Annotated in this window: 17 protein-coding genes and 1 tRNA gene; 10 read left to right on the top strand and 8 right to left on the bottom strand. The window is 66.1% G+C overall.

The window, feature by feature from the left end; translation table 11 throughout:
- Nucleotides 1-45: 45 nt before the first annotated feature.
- The 4 genes from tig to AB2N08_RS00875 form a co-directional block, all read right to left on the bottom strand.
- Nucleotides 46-1,386, bottom strand: a complete 1,341-nt coding sequence (tig, locus tag AB2N08_RS00890) for a trigger factor (protein WP_367608744.1) — start codon at nt 1,384-1,386, stop codon at nt 46-48.
- A gap of 31 nt (nt 1,387-1,417) precedes the next feature.
- A tRNA-Leu gene (locus tag AB2N08_RS00885) sits at nt 1,418-1,504 on the bottom strand.
- Between the two features lie 293 nt (nt 1,505-1,797).
- A complete protein-coding gene (locus AB2N08_RS00880; protein WP_367608743.1) occupies nt 1,798-4,896 on the bottom strand; it encodes an efflux RND transporter permease subunit in 3,099 nt (1,032 codons plus the stop codon).
- Nucleotides 4,893-6,032 carry an efflux RND transporter periplasmic adaptor subunit gene (locus AB2N08_RS00875; RefSeq protein WP_367608742.1) on the bottom strand — a complete coding sequence of 380 codons (1,140 nt, stop codon included), beginning with the start codon at nt 6,030-6,032 and terminating at the stop codon, nt 4,893-4,895. Before AB2N08_RS00875 ends, AB2N08_RS00880 begins: the two co-directional genes overlap by 4 nt.
- 129 nt (nt 6,033-6,161) lie before the next feature.
- Here AB2N08_RS00875 and hpnC point away from each other — a divergent pair, with 129 nt between their 5' ends.
- The 6 genes from hpnC (at nt 6,162) to AB2N08_RS00845 (ending at nt 11,136) form a co-directional block, all read left to right on the top strand.
- Nucleotides 6,162-6,971 carry a squalene synthase HpnC gene (gene hpnC / locus AB2N08_RS00870; protein ID WP_367608741.1) on the top strand — a complete coding sequence of 270 codons (810 nt, stop codon included), beginning with the start codon at nt 6,162-6,164 and terminating at the stop codon, nt 6,969-6,971.
- A 96-nt stretch (nt 6,972-7,067) separates the two neighbouring features.
- Nucleotides 7,068-7,901: a presqualene diphosphate synthase HpnD gene (hpnD, locus tag AB2N08_RS00865; RefSeq protein ID WP_367608740.1), complete on the top strand. Its 834-nt coding sequence runs from the start codon at nt 7,068-7,070 to the stop codon at nt 7,899-7,901.
- Nucleotides 7,888-9,318: a hydroxysqualene dehydroxylase HpnE gene (gene hpnE, locus AB2N08_RS00860; protein WP_367608739.1), complete on the top strand. Its 1,431-nt coding sequence runs from the start codon at nt 7,888-7,890 to the stop codon at nt 9,316-9,318. The genes hpnD and hpnE overlap by 14 nt, the downstream gene beginning before the upstream one ends.
- Nucleotides 9,319-9,349: 31 nt before the next feature.
- Entirely contained in the window at nt 9,350-9,499 is a 150-nt protein-coding gene (locus AB2N08_RS00855; protein ID WP_367608738.1) for a hypothetical protein, read from the top strand.
- A gap of 15 nt (nt 9,500-9,514) precedes the next feature.
- Nucleotides 9,515-10,324, top strand: a complete 810-nt coding sequence (locus AB2N08_RS00850; RefSeq protein ID WP_367608737.1) for a DUF1700 domain-containing protein — start codon at nt 9,515-9,517, stop codon at nt 10,322-10,324.
- Between the two features lie 5 nt (nt 10,325-10,329).
- On the top strand, nt 10,330-11,136 hold the full coding sequence (locus AB2N08_RS00845; protein ID WP_367608736.1) for a head GIN domain-containing protein: 807 nt from the start codon (nt 10,330-10,332) through the stop codon (nt 11,134-11,136).
- 232 nt (nt 11,137-11,368) lie between these two features.
- Here the strand turns inward: AB2N08_RS00845 and AB2N08_RS00840 are convergent, their stop codons facing one another.
- A complete protein-coding gene (locus AB2N08_RS00840; protein ID WP_367608735.1) occupies nt 11,369-12,586 on the bottom strand; it encodes a YeeE/YedE family protein in 1,218 nt (405 codons plus the stop codon).
- Nucleotides 12,587-12,765: 179 nt separating this feature from the next.
- Here AB2N08_RS00840 and arfB point away from each other — a divergent pair, with 179 nt between their 5' ends.
- The gene (arfB, locus tag AB2N08_RS00835; protein ID WP_367608733.1) at nt 12,766-13,173 is read left to right on the top strand and encodes an alternative ribosome rescue aminoacyl-tRNA hydrolase ArfB; all 408 of its coding nucleotides are present in this window, start codon (nt 12,766-12,768) and stop codon (nt 13,171-13,173) included.
- Between the two features lie 7 nt (nt 13,174-13,180).
- Here the strand turns inward: arfB and AB2N08_RS00830 are convergent, their stop codons facing one another.
- The 3 genes from AB2N08_RS00830 to AB2N08_RS00820 all read right to left on the bottom strand — a co-directional run bounded on the left by AB2N08_RS00830 (nt 13,181) and on the right by AB2N08_RS00820 (nt 16,121).
- Nucleotides 13,181-13,522, bottom strand: coding sequence for a hypothetical protein (locus AB2N08_RS00830; RefSeq protein WP_367608732.1), 342 nt, complete (start codon nt 13,520-13,522; stop codon nt 13,181-13,183).
- Between the two features lie 81 nt (nt 13,523-13,603).
- Nucleotides 13,604-14,791, bottom strand: coding sequence for a tetratricopeptide repeat protein (locus tag AB2N08_RS00825; protein WP_367608731.1), 1,188 nt, complete (start codon nt 14,789-14,791; stop codon nt 13,604-13,606).
- 64 nt (nt 14,792-14,855) lie between these two features.
- Nucleotides 14,856-16,121, bottom strand: coding sequence for a TIGR03862 family flavoprotein (locus AB2N08_RS00820; RefSeq protein ID WP_367608730.1), 1,266 nt, complete (start codon nt 16,119-16,121; stop codon nt 14,856-14,858).
- A 137-nt stretch (nt 16,122-16,258) separates the two neighbouring features.
- Here AB2N08_RS00820 and AB2N08_RS00815 point away from each other — a divergent pair, with 137 nt between their 5' ends.
- From AB2N08_RS00815 to AB2N08_RS00805, 3 genes are read left to right on the top strand one after another with little or no spacing between them, the layout of a single operon-like run.
- Nucleotides 16,259-16,669, top strand: a complete 411-nt coding sequence (locus tag AB2N08_RS00815; protein ID WP_367608729.1) for a hypothetical protein — start codon at nt 16,259-16,261, stop codon at nt 16,667-16,669.
- Entirely contained in the window at nt 16,666-16,869 is a 204-nt protein-coding gene (locus tag AB2N08_RS00810; RefSeq protein ID WP_367608728.1) for a helix-turn-helix transcriptional regulator, read from the top strand. The genes AB2N08_RS00815 and AB2N08_RS00810 overlap by 4 nt, the downstream gene beginning before the upstream one ends.
- Nucleotides 16,866-17,813, top strand: coding sequence for an alpha/beta fold hydrolase (locus tag AB2N08_RS00805; protein WP_367608727.1), 948 nt, complete (start codon nt 16,866-16,868; stop codon nt 17,811-17,813). The genes AB2N08_RS00810 and AB2N08_RS00805 overlap by 4 nt, the downstream gene beginning before the upstream one ends.
- Nucleotides 17,814-17,827 lie beyond the last annotated feature (14 nt).

Below are 17,827 nucleotides of genomic sequence, written 5' to 3'. Positions count from 1 at the left end.
TGGGCCATTGAAAAAAGCCGGCCTCGAGGGGCCGGCCTGCTTTTCTTAAGCCTGTGGGACGCTGCCCATCAGTTCATCGAAAGCGACGGTCTTGTTCGAGACCTTGGCCTTGCCGAGTACGTAGTTGACGACGTTTTCTTCCAAAACAAGGGCTTCGACTTCACCGAGGCGACGACGGTCGCTGAAGTAGTACTTCAGGACTTCTTTCGGGTCTTCGTAGCTTTGCGAGAAATCTTCGATCTGGGCTTTCACCTGATCCTGGGTTGCTTGCAGATTGTTGTCAGCGACCAGTTGCGACAGGATCAGACCCAGGCGCACGCGGCGCTCGGCCTTGTCCTTGAACATCTCGGCCGGGAATGGCAGCTTGGCCACATCCATGCCGCGCTGGGCCATGTCCGCGCGGGTCATTTCAGCCAGGCGCTCCGAATCCTGCTCGACCATCACGGTCGGCACGTCCAGTTCGGTGGCCTTGACCAATGCATCCATCACGGCTTCCTTGTTGCGGGCCTTGACGCGGGCGCGCACTTCGCGCTCCAGGTTGACCTTGATGTCTTCGCGCATTTTCTCGATCGAGCCGTCTTCGATCCCCAGCGACTGGGCGAATTCGGTGTCGACTGCAGGCATGTGCGCCCACTCGAGTGCCTTCAGGGTGATGGTGAACTCGGCGGTTTTACCGGCGACGTCCTTGCCATGGTAGTCCTCCGGGAAGGCCAGCGGGAAGGTCTTGGCTTCGCCGACCTTCAGGCCGATCGTGGCGGCTTCGAACTCGGGCAGCATGCGGCCCTCACCCAGCACGAAGGCGTAACCTTCGGCCTTGCCGCCGTCGAATTCGACGCCGTCCAGGGTACCCACGAAGTCGACGGTGACGCGGTCGCCATCGGCTGCGACTGGCTCGCCGCCGGTGCCGTGTTCGCCTTCTTCACCCTTGGTGTGGTAGTGCACGCGCTGCTTGCGCAGGATGTCGATGGTCTTGTCGATTTCGACGTCGGACACTTCGGTCACGACGGTTTCGACGTCAACCGCGGCCAGGTCGCCGATAACGACTTCCGGGTAGACTTCGAACGTGGCATTGAATTCCAGGACGCCTTCGGCAGCGTCGTCCTTTGGCTCGATTTTCGGGAAACCGGCAACGCGCAGTTCGTTGGCGACAGCGGCTTCGTTGAATGCGCGGCCAACTTTGTCGTTGAGCACGTCGGATTCGATCTGGTAGCCGTACTGGGCAGCGACCATCTTGAGCGGCACTTTGCCCGGACGGAAGCCCGGGGCCTTGGCCGTCTTGGCCTGCTGTTTCAGGCGCTTCTCGACTTCGGTGCGGACGTCAGCGACCGGAAAAGAGATCGTCAAGCGACGTTCGAGTTTACCCAGGGTTTCGACTGCAGTTGCCATTGTAAAAATCGTCCAAAAAAATAATTATTCGTGGTGCGAGGAGGGGGACTCGAACCCCCACACCATTGCTGGCGTCAGGACCTAAACCTGGTGCGTCTACCAATTTCGCCATCCTCGCTCAGGATTGCAATATTGCCTCAAAAACAAAGGGCGCCCGTCGATAGAAACCGGCCGCCCTGCACTCCATTGTTTAGGGGCTACAACTTCAATCGATTATTTTACTGGAATTTCTGACACTATTGGGCATCATTTTTTGCCGTGCGCGGGGAAGCAGCCGCAGTTTGATTGCACAGATAGCGGCTGCACGTCGTTCCCGCGGAGGCGGGAACCCAAGTTGCTTGAGATGCCGCGACGCCAGCAAACTTGGATTCCCGCCTGCGCGGGAATGACGTGCTGATGTCGACGCAGACATCAAACTTTCGCGGCTGGCTCAGGCTTCTTGACCCGGAACCACGCAGCATACAAGGCCGGCAAGAAGAGCAGCGTCAATGCCGTCGCCACCAGCAGGCCGCCCATGATGGCCACCGCCATCGGCCCCCAGAATGTCGAACGCGACAACGGGATCATCGCCAGCGCCGCGGCGGCGGCCGTGAGCAGGATCGGCCGGCAGCGGCGCACGGCTGCTTCCACGATCGCATCCCACGGCTGGCTGCCAGCAGCGATGTCCTGCTCGATCTGGTCGACCAGGATCACCGAGTTACGGATGATCATGCCGAACAGCGCGATCACGCCGAGGTTGGCCACGAAGCCAAATGGCCGGTCGAGGATCAGCAGCGCCATCGCCGCGCCGGCCACCCCCAGCGGGCCCGTCAGGAACACCAGCAGCGAGCGCGAGAAGCTGTGCAATTGCAGCATCAACAGCGCAAACACGATGAACAGCACCAGCGGCACATTGGCCGCGATCGACGCTTCCGCCTCCGAGCTGTCGGCGGCGGCGCCTTCGATCGTCAGGCGGTAGCCGGCCGGCAGTTTGGCCCGGATCGCCTCGAGCTCCGTATTTACCTGCGCCGTCACCGTCGGCCCCTGGATGCCATCGATGACATCCGTCTGGACCATGATCGCCCACTCCCGCCCCTCGCGCCAGACGACGCCCGGCTCCCACACGAAGTGCACGCGCGCCACCTGGCCGATGGTCACGGCGCGCCCGCCGGCAGTCGGCACGAGCGCCTCGGACAGGCGCGTGATGGTCGAACGTTCCTCGAGCGGCTGGCGCACCACCATGTCGATCAGGCGGTTCGATTCGCGGAACTGGCCGACCGTCGTGCCGGTGAGCGTGGTATTGACCACGCGCCGCACGGCCTGCGATGTCACGCCAAGTGCGCGCAACTTGTCCTGGTCCAGGTCGAGCCGCAGCACTTTGACCGACTCGTTCCAGTTGTCGTTCACGCCCACCGTGTTCGGATTGGCGGCCATGGTGGCCTTGACCTGGTCGGCGATGCCGCGCACGATGCCGATGTCGGGCCCCAGCACCTGGAACTGCACCGGATACGGCACCGGCGGCCCGTTGGGCAGGAGCTTGACGCGCCCGCGCACCTCGGGGAAATCGCGCTTGAACACGTCGATGATCTTCAGGCGGAGCAGCTCGCGCGCTGCCGTATCGACCGGCAGCACGACCACCTGCGAGACGTTCGACTGCGGGAAGATCTGGTCCAGCGGCAGATAGAAACGCGGGCTGCCGGTGCCGACATAGCTCGTCACGCTCTGCACGCCCTCCTGCTTCGCGAGAAAACCTTCGAAGCGCTTGACCACCGCTTCGTTGGCGGCAAAGCTGGTGCCCTCGGGCGACCATAACTCCACCATCAACTCGGGCCGGCTCGAATCCGGGAAGAACTGCTTCTCGATGAACGTGAAGCCGAAAATCCCCAGTGCGAACACGCCGAGCGAGAGCGCAATGGTGGTCTTGCGCCACTCGACGCACCAGCTCACGATGCGCCGGAAGCGCCGGTACGCCGGCGAATCGAAGACATCGTGGCCGCTCTCGCCGTGGGCGTGCGGTTTTACCTTCAGCAGCATGAAGCCGATATAAGGTGTAAACATGACTGCCACCACCCACGAGATCAACAGCGCCAGGCCGTTCACCGAGAACATCGTGAACGTGTACTCGCCCGCCGTGGATTCGGCCAGGCCGATCGGCAGGAAACCCGCCGCCGTGATCAGGGTTCCGGTCAACATCGGCATCGCGGTCGACGTGTAGGCGAAGGTGGCGGCCTCGAAGCGCGACAGGCCCTCTTCCATTTTACGCACCATCATTTCGACGGCGATGATGGCGTCGTCGACCAGCAGGCCCAGCGCGATGATCAGGGCGCCCAGCGAAATCTTGTGCAGCGAGATATCGAGCATGCGCATGGCCAGGAACGTGATGGCCAGCACCAGCGGGATCGACAGCGCCACTACCAGCCCGGGATAGATATCGACGCGCCATTTGGGCTTGGTGTGCAGGCCCAGCGCCAGGAACGACACGGCCAGCACGATCACCACTGCCTCGATCAGCACCTTGACGAATTCGCCGACCGATTGCGTGACGGCCTGCGGCTGGTCGGCCACGCGTTCGAGCTCGATCCCGACCGGCAGTTGCGCGCGGATGCGGGCCACCGTATCGGCCAGGCCCTCGCCCATCGTGATGATATTGCCGCCCTTTTCCATCGACACGCCCAGGCCGATGACGTCCTTGCCGTTGAAGCGCATCTTGTCGGCCGGCGGGTCTTGATAGCCGCGCTTGACGGTGGCGAAGTCGCCGAGGCGGAACGTGGTGCCGCCCGCGCGCAGTTGCAGCTCTTCGATCTGGCCCAAGGTGCGCAGCGCACCGGTCACGCGTACCGACAGGTTGTCGGTGGGCGTGACCAGCACGCCGCTGGCCTCGACGGCATTCTGCGTGGCGATCTGATTCACAATTTGCTCGAACGGCACGCCCAGCTGCGCGAATTTTTTACTCGAGAACTCGATATAGACTTTTTCGTCCTGCACGCCGAACTGCTCGACCTTGGCCACCAGCGGCACGCGCAGCAGTTGCTGGCGCACGAAGTCGGCGTAATCGCGCATCTCGCCGTAGGTGAAGCCGTCGCCCGAGAGCGCGAAGATCGAACCGTAGGTGTCGCCGAATTCGTCGTTGAAGAACGGGCCGATCACGCCTTGCGGCAGCGTGCCTGCCATGTCGCCGATCTTCTTGCGCACCTGGTACCAGGCCGGCCCTGTTTCTTTGGGCGGCGTCGATTCGCGCAGTTCCAGGATGATGGTGGTCTCGCCCGGCTTGGAAAAACTGCGGATGCGGTCGATGTACGGTGTCTCTTGCAGCTTGCGCTCGAGGGGGTCGGTAACCTGCTCGGCCATCTGCAGCGCGGTGGCGCCCGGCCACACGGCGCGCACGACCATTGCGCGGAAGGTGAACGGCGGGTCTTCGTCCTGCCCCAGTTCGAAGTAGCTCAGGATGCCGAACAGCAGGCAGGCGGCGATCAGGAAGCGCGTGAGCGGGATGTGTTCCAGCGCCCAGCGCGACAGGTTGAAGCCTTTCATTTAGGGGCCTCGCCCGACACCAGCGTTTCGGCATCCTGGCGGCGCGAGATGTCACCCGTGAGGATGCGCACCTTCTGGCCCGGATTGAGCAGGTTCACGCCGGCCGTGACCACGTTCTGGCCCGCGCGCACGGCGCCGGTGACCAGCACGTCGTTGTCGACCTGGCCCGTTACCTGCACCGGCACGAGCTTCACGGCGCCGTTCTCGACGATCCAGACGCTGCTCGCACCCTTGTTGTTGACGAGGGCCGTGAGCGGCACGCGCAGCGCACCGGTGGACGCCGCGCCGGTCGCGAGTTCCACCGTCGCACTCATCCCCAGGCGCACGTCGGCGCTCTCGGGAAGCGCGACCTTGACGGTGTAGGTGCGGGTCGCGGCATCGGCCACCGGGGAAATCTCGCGGATCGTGCCGGGAATGGTCTGGTTGGCATCGGCCCACAGGCGCACCACCACCGCCCCCGACTGGCGCAGGCCCTCGACCTTGTCTTCCGGGATGCCGATCACGACCTCCTTCTCGACCGTGCGCGCGACCCGCACTACGGGCGTGCCGGGCTGCACCACCTGCCCTACTTCGGCGTCGATCGCCGTGACGACGCCATCGACATCGGCCATCAGGGTCGAGTAATTGGCCTGGTTCGACTGGCCGCGCAAGCCGGCCCGCGCCGCTTCGACATTGGCCTGGGCCGCCTTGAGGGTGCTTTGCTTGGTGTCCAGGACAGCCTGGCTGACGAAATTCTGGCTGCGCAGGTTGACGTGCCGCTTGTAGTCGGCGGCGGCCAGTTCGCGCTCGGTTTCGGCGGCGCGCAGCGAGGAGCGCGCCTGGCTCTCGGCCAGCTCGAGGTCTTGCGGATCGAGCCGCATCAACACCGTACCCCGCTTGACAAGCGCGCCCACGTCCACCTTGCGCTCGACGATCTTGCCACCGACCCGAAAGCCCAAATGCGACTCGTAACGCGCGCGCACGTCGCCCGAGAACCGGGCCCGCTCGCCCCCCTTGTCGGCCACCAGCTGGATGATGCGCACCGGGCGAATGTCTGCGGCCGGCGGCGCCGGCTTGGAGCAGGCGGCCAGCGCGCCGATGACACAGGTCGCGGCGACAGCGGCGCGCAAGGTTGGGGAAGAAAATCGAACAAACACGGTGGCGATCCTTTGACTGGGCGGCGGCGTCTCGAGCCGAAGCTGGCTGCATTAGCGCCAGTTTGTAATCCAGCAATTATAATCATGCAAATAGACAATGTGACGACTTTAGCGTCACCGATTTAAAACATGGCCGTCAACCACTACGAAAACTTTCCTGTTGCGTCGATCCTGCTGCCGCGCCGCCTGGTGCCTGCCGTCGAGGCGATCTATGCTTTTGCCCGCAGCGCCGATGACCTGGCCGACGAAGGCGACGCCACGCCCGGCGAGCGGCTGGCGGCGCTGCAAGCGTATGCGCAGCGGTTGGACGCCATCGAGGCTGGCGTCGTTCCCGACGAGCCAATGTTCGCGCGGCTGGCCGGCGTCGTCGCGCAATACCGGCTGTCGGTGAACCCCATGCGCGACCTGCTGTCGGCGTTCAAACAGGATGTGGTGACGCCGCGTTATCAGGAATATGCGAGCCTGCTCGATTACTGCCGCCGCTCGGCCGACCCGGTCGGGCGCCTGATGCTGGCCCTGTACGAGGCGGACGACGCGGCCAACCTGCGCGATTCGGATGCGATCTGCAGCGCGCTTCAGCTGATCAACTTCATCCAGGATGTCGCGATCGACCTGACCAAGGGCCGCATCTACCTGCCGCTGGAAGACCTGGCGCGCTTTAACGTCAGCGAAACGGCGCTCAAGGCGGGCCTCGCCGATGCGCCGTTCCAGGCCCTGATGCGCTTTCAGGTCGAGCGCGCCCGCGCGCTGATGCTTTCCGGGGCGCCGCTGGCCAAGCGGCTGCCGGGGCGCATCGGCTGGGAGCTGCGCATGATCGTGCAGGGCGGCCTGCGCATCCTCGACCGGATCGAGCGCGCCAGCTACGACGTGTATCGGCGCCGCCCGGTGCTGGCCGCGCCGGACTGGGTCGCCGTGGGCTGGGGCGCGCTGCGCATGTAAACCGGTCGACGGCATTGCTGTCCACCCTGCTAAAATGCGCGCTTGACAGCACAGCCGTGCGCCAGCCGCCCAACCCGCCTTTCCACGACGATTTTCATGTCTCCAGACGAATACTGCCAGCAAAAGACCGTTCAAAGCGGCTCCAGTTTCTATTACAGCTTCCTGTTCCTCCCGCCCGAACGCCGGCGCGCGATCACGGCGCTGTACGCTTTCTGCCGCGAGGTGGACGACACGGTCGACGAAGCCACCGACGGTTCGGTCGCCCGCATCAAGCTGGCCTGGTGGCGCACCGAGGTTTCCAAGATGTATGCGGGCACCCCGACGCATCCCGTGATGCTGGCGCTGCAGCCGCATATCGCCACCTACAAGCTCGAGGAACAGCACCTGCAGGCGATCGTCGACGGCATGGAGATGGATCTCGACCAGAGCCGCTACCTCGATTATCCCGGCCTGCAGCGCTATTGCTGGCACGTGGCCGGCGTGGTGGGCATCCTGTCGGCCAGCATCTTCGGCTACACCAATCCGCAAACGCTGGCGTATGCCGAAAAGCTGGGCCTCGCGTTCCAGCTGACGAACATCATCCGCGACGTCGGCGACGACGCGCGCAAGGGCCGCATCTATTTGCCGGTCAATGAGCTCCAGCAGTTCGGCGTGACCGCCAACGACCTGCTCAAGCTCCAGCACAGCGACAAGTTCGAGGCCCTGATGGCGTTCCAGGCCAAGCGCGCGCAAGCCATGTATGACGAAGCCCTGGCCCTGCTGCCGAAGGAAGACCGGCGCGCCCAGCGACCGGGCCTGATGATGGCGGCGATCTACCGCACGCTGCTGGATGAAATCCAGCGCGACGGCTACCACGTGCTGAACCAGCGCATCTCGCTCACGCCGCTGCGCAAGCTGTGGCTGGCGTGGAAGACGTATGTCCGCACCTAGCGGAGATGGGGCCAGGACCGGGGCCCGGCTGCGGGTCGCGGTCGCTGGCGGCGGCTGGGCCGGGTGCGCGGCGGCGGTCGCGCTGGCAAACAAAGGCGTGGAAGTCATCCTGTTCGAAGCGGCGCGCACGCTCGGGGGGCGCGCGCGCGGGGTCGAGGTACGGGGCCTGGCGCTGGACAACGGCCAGCACATCCTGCTGGGCGCCTACGCCGAATCGCTGCGCATGATGCGCCAGGTGGGCGTCGATCCTGACGCGGCGATGCTGCGCCTGCCGGTGCAGATGCGCTACCCGGCGGGCGGCGATGGCATGGACTTCGTCGCGCCGCGCCTTCCCGCCCCGCTGCACCTGGCATTCGCGCTGCTGCGCGCCAAGGGCCTGGCACGCGCCGACAAGCTGGCGCTGGCCCGCTTCAACAGCGCCGGGCGCTGGATGGGCTGGAAGCTTGACGTCGATTGCACGGTGGCCGAACTGCTCGAGCGCTTCGACCAGACCGAGCGCCTGACCACGTTGATGTGGCGACCGCTGTGCATCGCGGCGCTCAATACGCCGCCCGAACGGGCGTCGGCCAATGTGTTTTTGGCCGTACTGCGCGACAGCCTGGGCGCCAGACGGCGAGCGGCATCCGACATGCTGCTGCCCCGCGTGGCGATGGGCGCGCTGTTCCCGGAACCGGCCGGCGCCTGGCTGGTCCGTGAAGGGCATGCCGTGCATCCCGGCGTGAAAGTCGCGTCGATCGCGCGCGCAGGCGGCGGTTGGCGGCTCGCCACCAGCGCTGGCGACGAACAGGTGGACGCCGTGGTGCTGGCCACGCCGGCCTCGATCAGCGCCGCCCTGCTCGCGCCGTTCGCCGGGTGCGCAGCGCTGCTCACGCAACTGGACGGTTTTACCCACGAACCGATTGCCACCTGCTACCTGCAATACGCGCCGGGCACGCGCCTCGACCTGCCGTTCTACGCACTGCTGGACGATCCGCAAGGCGGGCGCTGGGGCCAGTTCGTGTTCGACCGCGCACAGCTCGACCCCGCCCAGGACGGCTTGCTCGCCGTCGTGGTCAGCGCTGCCGGCGCTGCGGCGGCGCTGCCGCGCGAGGCGCTCGCGAGCGCCATCGCGGCGCAACTGGCGCAGGACTTTGGCCGGCCAGAACTGGGCTTGCCCGTCTGGACCCAGCTGATCACCGAGAAGCGGGCCACGTTCACCTGCGCGCCCGGATTGTTGCGCCCGGATAACGCCACGCCGCTGCCGGGCGTGGTCCTGGCTGGCGATTACACGGCCAGCGACTACCCGGCCACCCTCGAGACGGCGGTGCGCAGCGGCCAGGCGGCGGCGACGGCCATCCTGGCCTATGGCGCCCTGCCCCGCGAAAAGCGCAGCCTGTCGCACGACAATGGTGAGCCCACGTCCGGCTCGGTACAGTAGCAACATCGAAACACGCCTGATGGAAACAACCATGACACCCCGACTCGGACTGCGTACCGTCGCCCTGCTGCTGCTGGTGGCCGCGAGCACGCTCGTACTCGTCATGCCCGAACTGATCGGCGGCGCCGCGCACGGCACCGCCAGCGCCATCGGCGCGATTCCGGCCATCGGCCACCATTAGGCGTTCGTCCATCCCATGGCGTACTTTTTCTCCAAACTCGACTACCTCGACGCGCTCAAGCGTTCGCTGATGGGACTCCCGCCCGAGGTGCAGGCCAGGACGCTCGCCTGGTACGAACAGCGCTTCGTCGATGGCGCCGCACTGGGCCGCCGCGAACAAGAGGTGGCCGAAGAACTGGGCGACCCGCGCGACGTCGCCCTCACCCTGCGCACCAACGCCCACTTCGAGCAACTGAAAGACAAGCCGGCGCCGAGCACCGTCGCGCGCACCCTGGTGTCGGGCTTTGGTCTCCTGGTGTTCAACCTGTTCATGCTGATCCCGGCGGCGGTATTCGCGTCGCTCCTGATGGCGCTGTACTTGTCGGCCTTCGGTGTTTATGTCTCGGGGATTGCCGTGACCGCCAGCGGCCTGGCCGGCTCGAACGAACTGGTGCTGAGCGCGCCGCTCAGCCGCCTGGAAGTCACGAACGACAACGGCACGACCGAGACGCAGACGCGGGTGTCGATCGGCGAGCATGGCGTCAACGTCTACGAAGAACCGGTGCCGCGCGGGGATGCCCGTAGCGGCGAGCCGGCCGCTGACATCGTCATCGAAGATGGCAACCGGCGCTCGCGCGTGCTGCGCGGCGCCGAAGCGGTGGCCGAGCGTCGCATCCAGATCACGACCGACCTCGATCCCGATTCGCGCACGACGCAGGTGGTGCTGGGCTGCGGGCTGATCCTGGGCGGCATCGCGCTGTTCTTGCTGGCGCTGGTGTTCAGCAAATACACGATCGCCGGCATCCGCCGCTACGTGAACATGAACATGTCGTTGTTGAAGGGGTAACCGTCATGCGCTCATTGATGAAAGTCGGTTTCAGCCTGCTGCTGCTGGCGGCGGTGCTGGTGGCGCTGAGCTACAGCATGCTTCGGGCGAGCGGCACGGTCAGCGCCGCCGAAGGCCGCGAAGTGGCGCACGACACGCGCCCGGTGCCGGCCGGGGTCGAGATCGTCGAAGTCGACGGCCCGATCGACCTGAACCTGCGCTACGGCGCGACGCCAATGTTGCGGGTGAGCGGCGAACAGCGCATGCTGGGCAATGTCGAAGTCACGGGCGACGGCAAGGTACTGCACATCGGCATCCGCGGCATGGTGCTGCGCCACCGCGAACCGCTGGTGGTCGAACTGGTGTTGCCGGCGCTGACGGCGGTGACGATCGAAGGCAGCGGCGACAGCACGATCAACGGTTTCTCGGGCGACGCGATCGCCGTCCAGCTGAACGGCTCGGGCAGCGTGCGCTTCAACGGCCGCTACCGCGACGCCAGGGTCGGCCTGAGCGGCAGCGGCGATCTGGACGTGAACGGCGGCGCCGCGATGGACCGCGTCGAAACGCGCCTGATGGGCTCGGGCAGCATCACGGTCGTGGGCACCGCCCGCGCACTGGAGGCCGACACGACCGGCTCCGGCCGCCTGGACGCCGAACACCTGCGCGCCGCTGAGGTCACGCTGAGCCAGTCCGGCTCCGGCGACAGCGCCATACAAGCGCGCGACAAAGTCAAGGTCACCTTGAGTGGCAGCGGCGACGTCGAAGTCTACGGCAACCCCGCCGAACGCAGCGCCAGCCGCACCGGCAGCGGCAGCGTCACCTACGAAGAATAAGCAGCCCCAAAATCCCCACCCCTCTCGAACAAATGGGGTCGGAGTCGAATTGTTTGACAACTTCAGTAAATCAGTTGCTCAACAATTCTACTCTGACCCCAATTGTTGGGTAATTGCTTGCCGACTATGTAGGGTCAGCGTCGGATTGTTTGACAACTTCAGTTAATCAGTTGCTCATTAAATCGACTCCGACCCTAATTGTTGGGCTATTGCTTGAGGAGCGGTTTGGCGATTAGCAGGCGGTTGGTTTCAGGCGTTCGACTTCGAGGCCGAAGAAGGGGCGCAGGCGGGTGCCGACGACGTTGCCCAGGAAGGCGACCACGAGCCACAGCCAGCCGTGCAGGCTGCCTGACAGGATGCCACTGAAGTAAGCGCCGATATTGCAGCCGTAGGCCAGGCGTGCGCCGTAGCCCAGCAGCAGGCCGCCGACGACCGCGGCGATCAGCGAGCGCATTGGCAGGCGCCAGACTGGCGCGTAGCGGCCGGCCAGTGCTGCCGCCAGCATCGCACCCAGGACGATGCCGATGTCCATCACCGATGTGACGTCTTGCGAAATCGGTGCCGCCAGCGCGGCCGCGTTGGCTTTCGTGGACCAGTAGGTCCAACTGGCGGTGTCGATGCCGATCACCGCAGCCGCTTTCGCGCCCCACAGCGCAAAGGCAGACGTCACGCCCCACGGCCGCCCGGACAACGCCAGCGTCGCGAAGTTGAGCACCACCAGCGCGAGCGCGCCAGCCAGCAGCGGCCACGGGCCGTGCAGCCATGGCGAGCGATGTGGCGGCTGCACATGGGCCGGCACCAGTTTGCCGTGGCGGCGCTTCTCGACGACGATCGTGACGAACGCGATCAGCGCGAAGATGCCCCAGTTCAGCGCCAGCGCCGGCGCCAGGCCCAGTTCCTTGACCGCTGACATCGGCGCCAGTTGCGGCATCGACGTCCAGAACGGCATGTGCGCAGTGCCGATCAGCGAGCCGACGATGAAGAAGAGCAGCGTGACGATCATGCGCGTGCTGCCGCCACCGACTGTGTACAGCGTGCCGGACGCGCAACCGCCGCCCAGCTGCATGCCGATGCCGAAGATGAAGGCGCCGAAGATCACCGACGTGCCGGCCGGCTGCACCAGGCCCGTCACGGGCGTGCCGAACAGCGTGCCGGCGGCCAGCGCCGGGAAGAACAGCGCCACGCCGACGGCGAGCATGACCATCTGCGCGCGCAGGCCGGCGCCGCGGCCGTCGGCGATGAACACGCGCCAGGCCGACGTGAAGCCGAACGCCGCGTGATACAGCGCCACGCCGAGCAGCGCGCCGACGATGTACAGCGCCGACTGGCGCCCGCTTACCGCTTGCGCGAGATACCACGCGCCGAGCACGAGCAGGAACAATGCCACGCCAAGCGGGCGCACGTTCAGATCGATGCGGGGCGCCCTGGACAGATTGGAAGAATTGGACATGAGAGACAGTGCGAGAGAAAAGTAGGCCGATATTGTCGTCGCTTTTGCCAAACGGTGCTGGCGCCGCACAGGTTTGGGGCGAGGGTGTGGCAAGTGCGCGCAACAGGTCCGCGCGCCAGCGCTTACAATGCGCCTGCGCTCGCGAACCTGCGTGGGCACGTCACGCACACAGGACGAAGATGGCCGCAGTCACTCCCGTAGTCAATCCAGCCGACGTCGAATTTACCGCGATCCGGGCCCAGGGCCCGGGCGGGCAAAACGTCAACAAGGTCTCGTGCGCCGTTCATGCGCGCTTCGATATCGCCGCGTCGTCGCTGCCGCAGCCGGTCAAGGAGCGGTTATTGGCGATGCGCGACGCGCGCATCACGCAGGAAGGTGTGCTGGTGCTGAAGGCGCAGCAATCGCGCAGCCTGGAACAAAACAAGGAAGATGCCCTGCGGCGCCTGCAGGAACTGGTCGACAAGGCAGCGATCGTGCCCGTTACCCGCCGCCCGACCCGCCCGACACGCGGCTCGCAGTTGCGGCGGCTCGACGGCAAGACGCGCAGCAGCCAGACCAAGGCCCTGCGGGGCAAGGTCACTGACTGAATGAAGGTCAATCATTCGGCGTCGAGGCAAGCCCCGCATGCCACGCCGCATACGGCGTATTGACCACCATGCGCCGGTTGTAATCGGGCGCCCCGTCGGTCCACCAGACCGGCCCACGCTCACCCAGCGCGCGCTTGGCCTCGTCGACACTCGCACGCGCCCCGCGCTCGGCCGCCTCGTCGCGCGCCCTGAGCGCTGCCCCAACCTGCCGCCGCGCATCCATCAACCGGTCGACCAGTTGCTGCCGTTCTTCCGGCGCCAGTTGCGGATTGCTGCTGCGCCAGAGACGACCCTTGACGACGAAGTAGCGCCCGTCAGGCGTATTGGGATAATTGGCGGAAGATGGCATGCCGTGAACTATACCCGCCGGGGCAGGTTCCCAGCGCCCGCCTGTCTGGCCGTGGCCACCGAAGAACCCGACAAAAGACGATCAAGGCTGCACGCCATACCGATCGATGAAGTACTTGACCCCGCCCGGATTCGCAGCCATCCACGCTTGCAGGGCCGGCCGGTACGCCTGCCGGAACATCAACAGCAGGATCGCCGGCTCGAGCTGCCCGTCACGCGCCAGCGCCCTCACCTGCAGCAGGCCCGGATCGGTGATGCCTTCGCCACTATTGGCCTCAGCTTCGTCGGCGATCTTCAAAGCCAGGCGCCACGCTTCCAGCTCGATCTCGAACGCCGACTTGCGCTTGTCGATGTCGTCGGTGCGCAGCTTCACTTCGCTCATCCCCAGTGCGATCCGAAACGCATGGTCGGGCGTCTTCTCCGCATCGGTCTGCGCATCGAGCCTGATCTCAAACTTCCCGTCGGCGTTCTGCAGGTCTTGCGACACCCGCACACCGCGCCGCAGCCCCAACGTTTTCAGTGGCATGCCGGCGCCGGCCCTGTAGACGGCCAGCTTGCCCCAGTTCGGCCGCTGCGACGGATCGGCCTCGATCGCCTTGTACAGCGCCGCTTCGGCCGCGGCCCGCTTGTTCTGGTACAGCAGCGCATCGGACAGGTAGCGCCAGGCCTGCGAGTTGTGCGGCTCGATCTCGGTCGCTTGCCGGAACAGCGCCTCGGCGCGCGTCCAGTCCTTCTGCACGTAGTGACAATTACCGGCGGCGACCCACGCGCTGGAATACTGCGGGTCGGCCAGCATTGTCGCTTCGTACCTGGGCAGCGCCGCCTTGAAGTCCTGGCGCGCAAATGCGGCCTCGCCTTCGGCCATCAGCCTGGCCGCTCTGGCGTTCGGCACGTGCAGCGGCGACGGGCCCGGATCGTCGAGCATGCGCAGCACCTCCTGCGCCACCGGATCGTCGGCCTCCAGCGCCGCCGCCCGTTCGGCCAGGTCCCGCGACATATCGCGCAGCTGCGGCGCCTTGTCCTTCGGCGCCACCGTCGACAGCTTCAGCACCAGGCCGGCCGCCAGCGAGAGCGGGACGGAAGCCTTCGGATCGGCCTGTTCGGCTTCCTTGTACTTAGCAAGCGCTTCCTGGTACCTGGCTTGGCTTTCCAGCGTCTGGGCTTCGAGCAGCAGGCCACGGCATGGCTGGCCGCAGCCGATGTCGGCCCGCGCGCTTGACGCGCCGCTGAAAAGGAACACTGCTAGCGTCAAGACGCGGATGGATTGCATGAAGTCGCCGTGGCAGGAAACGCTTATCTTACCAAGCGCACTACCCGCAATGGCTCACGAAATGTCACTGCCCCCTGGAGGCCAGCCAGGCCAGCGCGGCGCGCCCCGCCGCCCGGCCGCTGGCAAAACACGCGGTAAGCAGATAGCCGCCGGTTGGCGCTTCCCAGTCCACCATCTCGCCGGCCACGAACACGCCCGGCAGCGCGCGCAGCATGGCGCTGCGCTCTGCCAGCGCTTCGAAGCGCACGCCGCCCGCGCTGCTGATCGCTTCATCGATCGGTCGCGGCCGCACCAGCGTCACCGGCAGCGCCTTGATAGCGGAGGCCAGGCGCGCCGGATCGGCGTAGTCGGCTTTCGACAGGCACTCGTGCAGCAGCCCCGCCTTGACGCCCTTGATCCCCAGCCGGCTTTGCAAATGGCTGGCCATCGAGCGCGAGCCGCGCCCGCGCGTGACCTCGTCGAACACGCGCCCCGCATCGTGATCCGGCGCCAGGTCGAGCCACAGGGTGGCCGCGCCATCGCGCACAATCGCGTTGCGCAAACGCGCCGACAACGCGTACACCAGGCTGCCCTCGACGCCGCCTTGCGTGACAACAAACTGGCCTTTGCGCCAGGCGATCGCGCCATCCGCACCCCGCACGCCCGCTGCCACCGTCAGCAACGGCGCGCCGGCGAAGCGCTCGCTGAAGTGTGGGCTCCATCGAACGTCGAAGCCGCAGTTGGCCGGGATGAGCGGCGCCACATCGACACCGCGCTCCGCCAGCAGCGGCACCCACGCGCCGTCCGAGCCAAGCCGCGCCCAGCTCGCGCCACCGAGCGCAAGAATCGTCGCGTCGGCATCGATCAGGTGTTCGCCGTCCGGCGTGGCGACCCGCAACTGCCCATCCTGCCAGCCGAGCCAGCGATGGCGCATGTGAAAGCGCACCCCGCTTTCTTTCAGGCGGTGCAGCCAGGCGCGCAGCAGCGGCGCGGCTTTCATCTCGAGCGGGAACACGCGGCCCGACGTGCCGACGAATGTCTCGATGCCCAGCTCGTGGATCCAGCCGCGCACCGCGTCGGCGTCGAAGTCGCCGAGCCAGTCGGCCACCTGCGCGTGGCGCGCGCCATAGCGCCGCACGAAGTCAGGATACGGCTCGGAATGCGTGATGTTCATGCCGCCCTTCCCGGCCAGCAGGAACTTGCGGCCGACGCTGGCCATCGCATCGTAGACGTCGACCTGCACGCCCGCCGCGGCCAGGACTTCGGCCGCCATCAGGCCCGCGGGGCCGCCGCCGATCACGGCGACACGGGGCGAGCCGGGAACAACAGGAGAGACGACGGGCTGGGTCATGGCGAGGCACGAGAAAAAGCAGGAGCAGCATTGTAGTCGGTTTCACGCCCCAAAAAATCATGTAAAGGGTGCTTGACATCGCAAAACGACGGACTTACGATGTAAAGCATCCTTTACTAACCAACGAGAGGCGTCACATGGCTGCGAGCAAACACGAGAAGCGGGTCGGCAAGGCTTACCTGCGCGAGATGGCCGGCGGGTTCCTGGTCTATGCGGTGCTGCTGGTGGCGTCCATCCGCTATGGCCGGCCGCTGGAAGACGGCGCCGTGCGCCTGCTGTTGCTGCTCTCGCCGATGATCGGGTTTTGCCTGGTGCTGTGGGCCATTGCACGTCACCTGGGCCGGGTCGACGAATACCTGCGCATGTTCCTGCTTGAGTCGTTCGCGCTGGCCAGCGCACTGACGGCCGGGCTGACCTTCAGCTACGGCTTTCTGGAGACCGCCGGCTATCCGCGCATCTCGATGTTCTCGGTATGGATGGTGCTGTGCGGCGCCACCATGCTCGTGTGCCTGGTGCGCTCGGTGCACGCGAAACGGCAGACACGATGAACAACCGTATTCGCGAACTGCGCGCCGAACATGGCTGGAGCCAGGCCGACCTGGCCGAGCGCCTGGACGTGTCGCGCCAGAGCGTCAACGCCATCGAGACCGGCCGCTACGACCCGAGCCTGCCCCTCGCCTTTGCCATTTCACGGCTGTTCGGCCTGCCGGTCGAAGCCATCTTCACACCTGATCAGGAGACCGCATGAAAGCTGTACTGATGTTCACCCTGGCGATGAAAGCCGCCGCTGTCGCCACCACAGTCCAGGCCCAGACACCGGCGCCGGCGCCAGCAATCCAGGCCAACCGTTTCGCCGCCAGCATCAAGCCGGCGGAAACCTTTGAATCCGGTACGCTGCTGGTCGAGCGCCACGGCAGCAAGGGCCGCCCGGTCATCCTGATCCCCGGCCTGGCCAGCGGCCCATGGGTGTGGCAAGACGTGATCCGCCAGTTCAAGGACGAGTTCACGCTGTACGTGGTCACGCTGCCCGGCTTCGACGGCCGGCCTGCAGCAACAGGTGCGCCGTTTGAAGGCGCGCGCGCGGCGCTGCGCGAACTGATTGCACAGCGCAAGCTCGCCAGGCCGATCCTGGTCGGCCACAGCCTGGGCGGCACGCTGGCCTACGCCGTGGCGCAAGACCTGGGGACCGGCATCGGCGGCGTGGTGGCGCTGGACGGATTGCCGGTCTTCCCCGGCACCGAGAACATGCCGCCCGAGCAGCGCCCGCAGGCGGCGCAGCGCGTGCGCGACACAATGGCGGTCAACGATCCAAACGCCTGGGCCGCCCAGCAGCGCCAGTACATGCGCGGCCAGGGTGTGCTCGATATCGGCAAGGCCGACGACATCACGCCGCTGCTGCTGCGCAGCGACCGCGCCGCCGTCGGCGCCTACGTGGCCGATGCGCTCGCGCTCGACCTGCGTCCGGGGCTGGACAAGGTCACCGCGCCGGTGCTGGTCGTGGCGCCGTTTTACCAGTACGATGGCGCGCAGGACGCCATGACGGCAGACGACAAGGTCGCGCATTACCGCAGCCTGGTCGAGGGCATCCGGTCGGTCGAGGTAGTGCCGGTCGCGCCGTCGCGGCACTTCCTCATGATCGACCAGCCGCTGGCACTGGCCGGCATCCTGCGCCGCTTTTTTGACCGTCGTTGAAAGGAGTCCTTCCC

Origin of the sequence: Massilia aurea, assembly GCF_040790145.1 — a bacterium.
GTDB lineage: Bacteria > Pseudomonadota > Gammaproteobacteria > Burkholderiales > Burkholderiaceae_D > Telluria > Telluria aurea_C.
The sequence above is the reverse complement of the archived record's forward strand: the minus strand, read 5'-3'. Positions and strand labels throughout refer to the sequence as shown.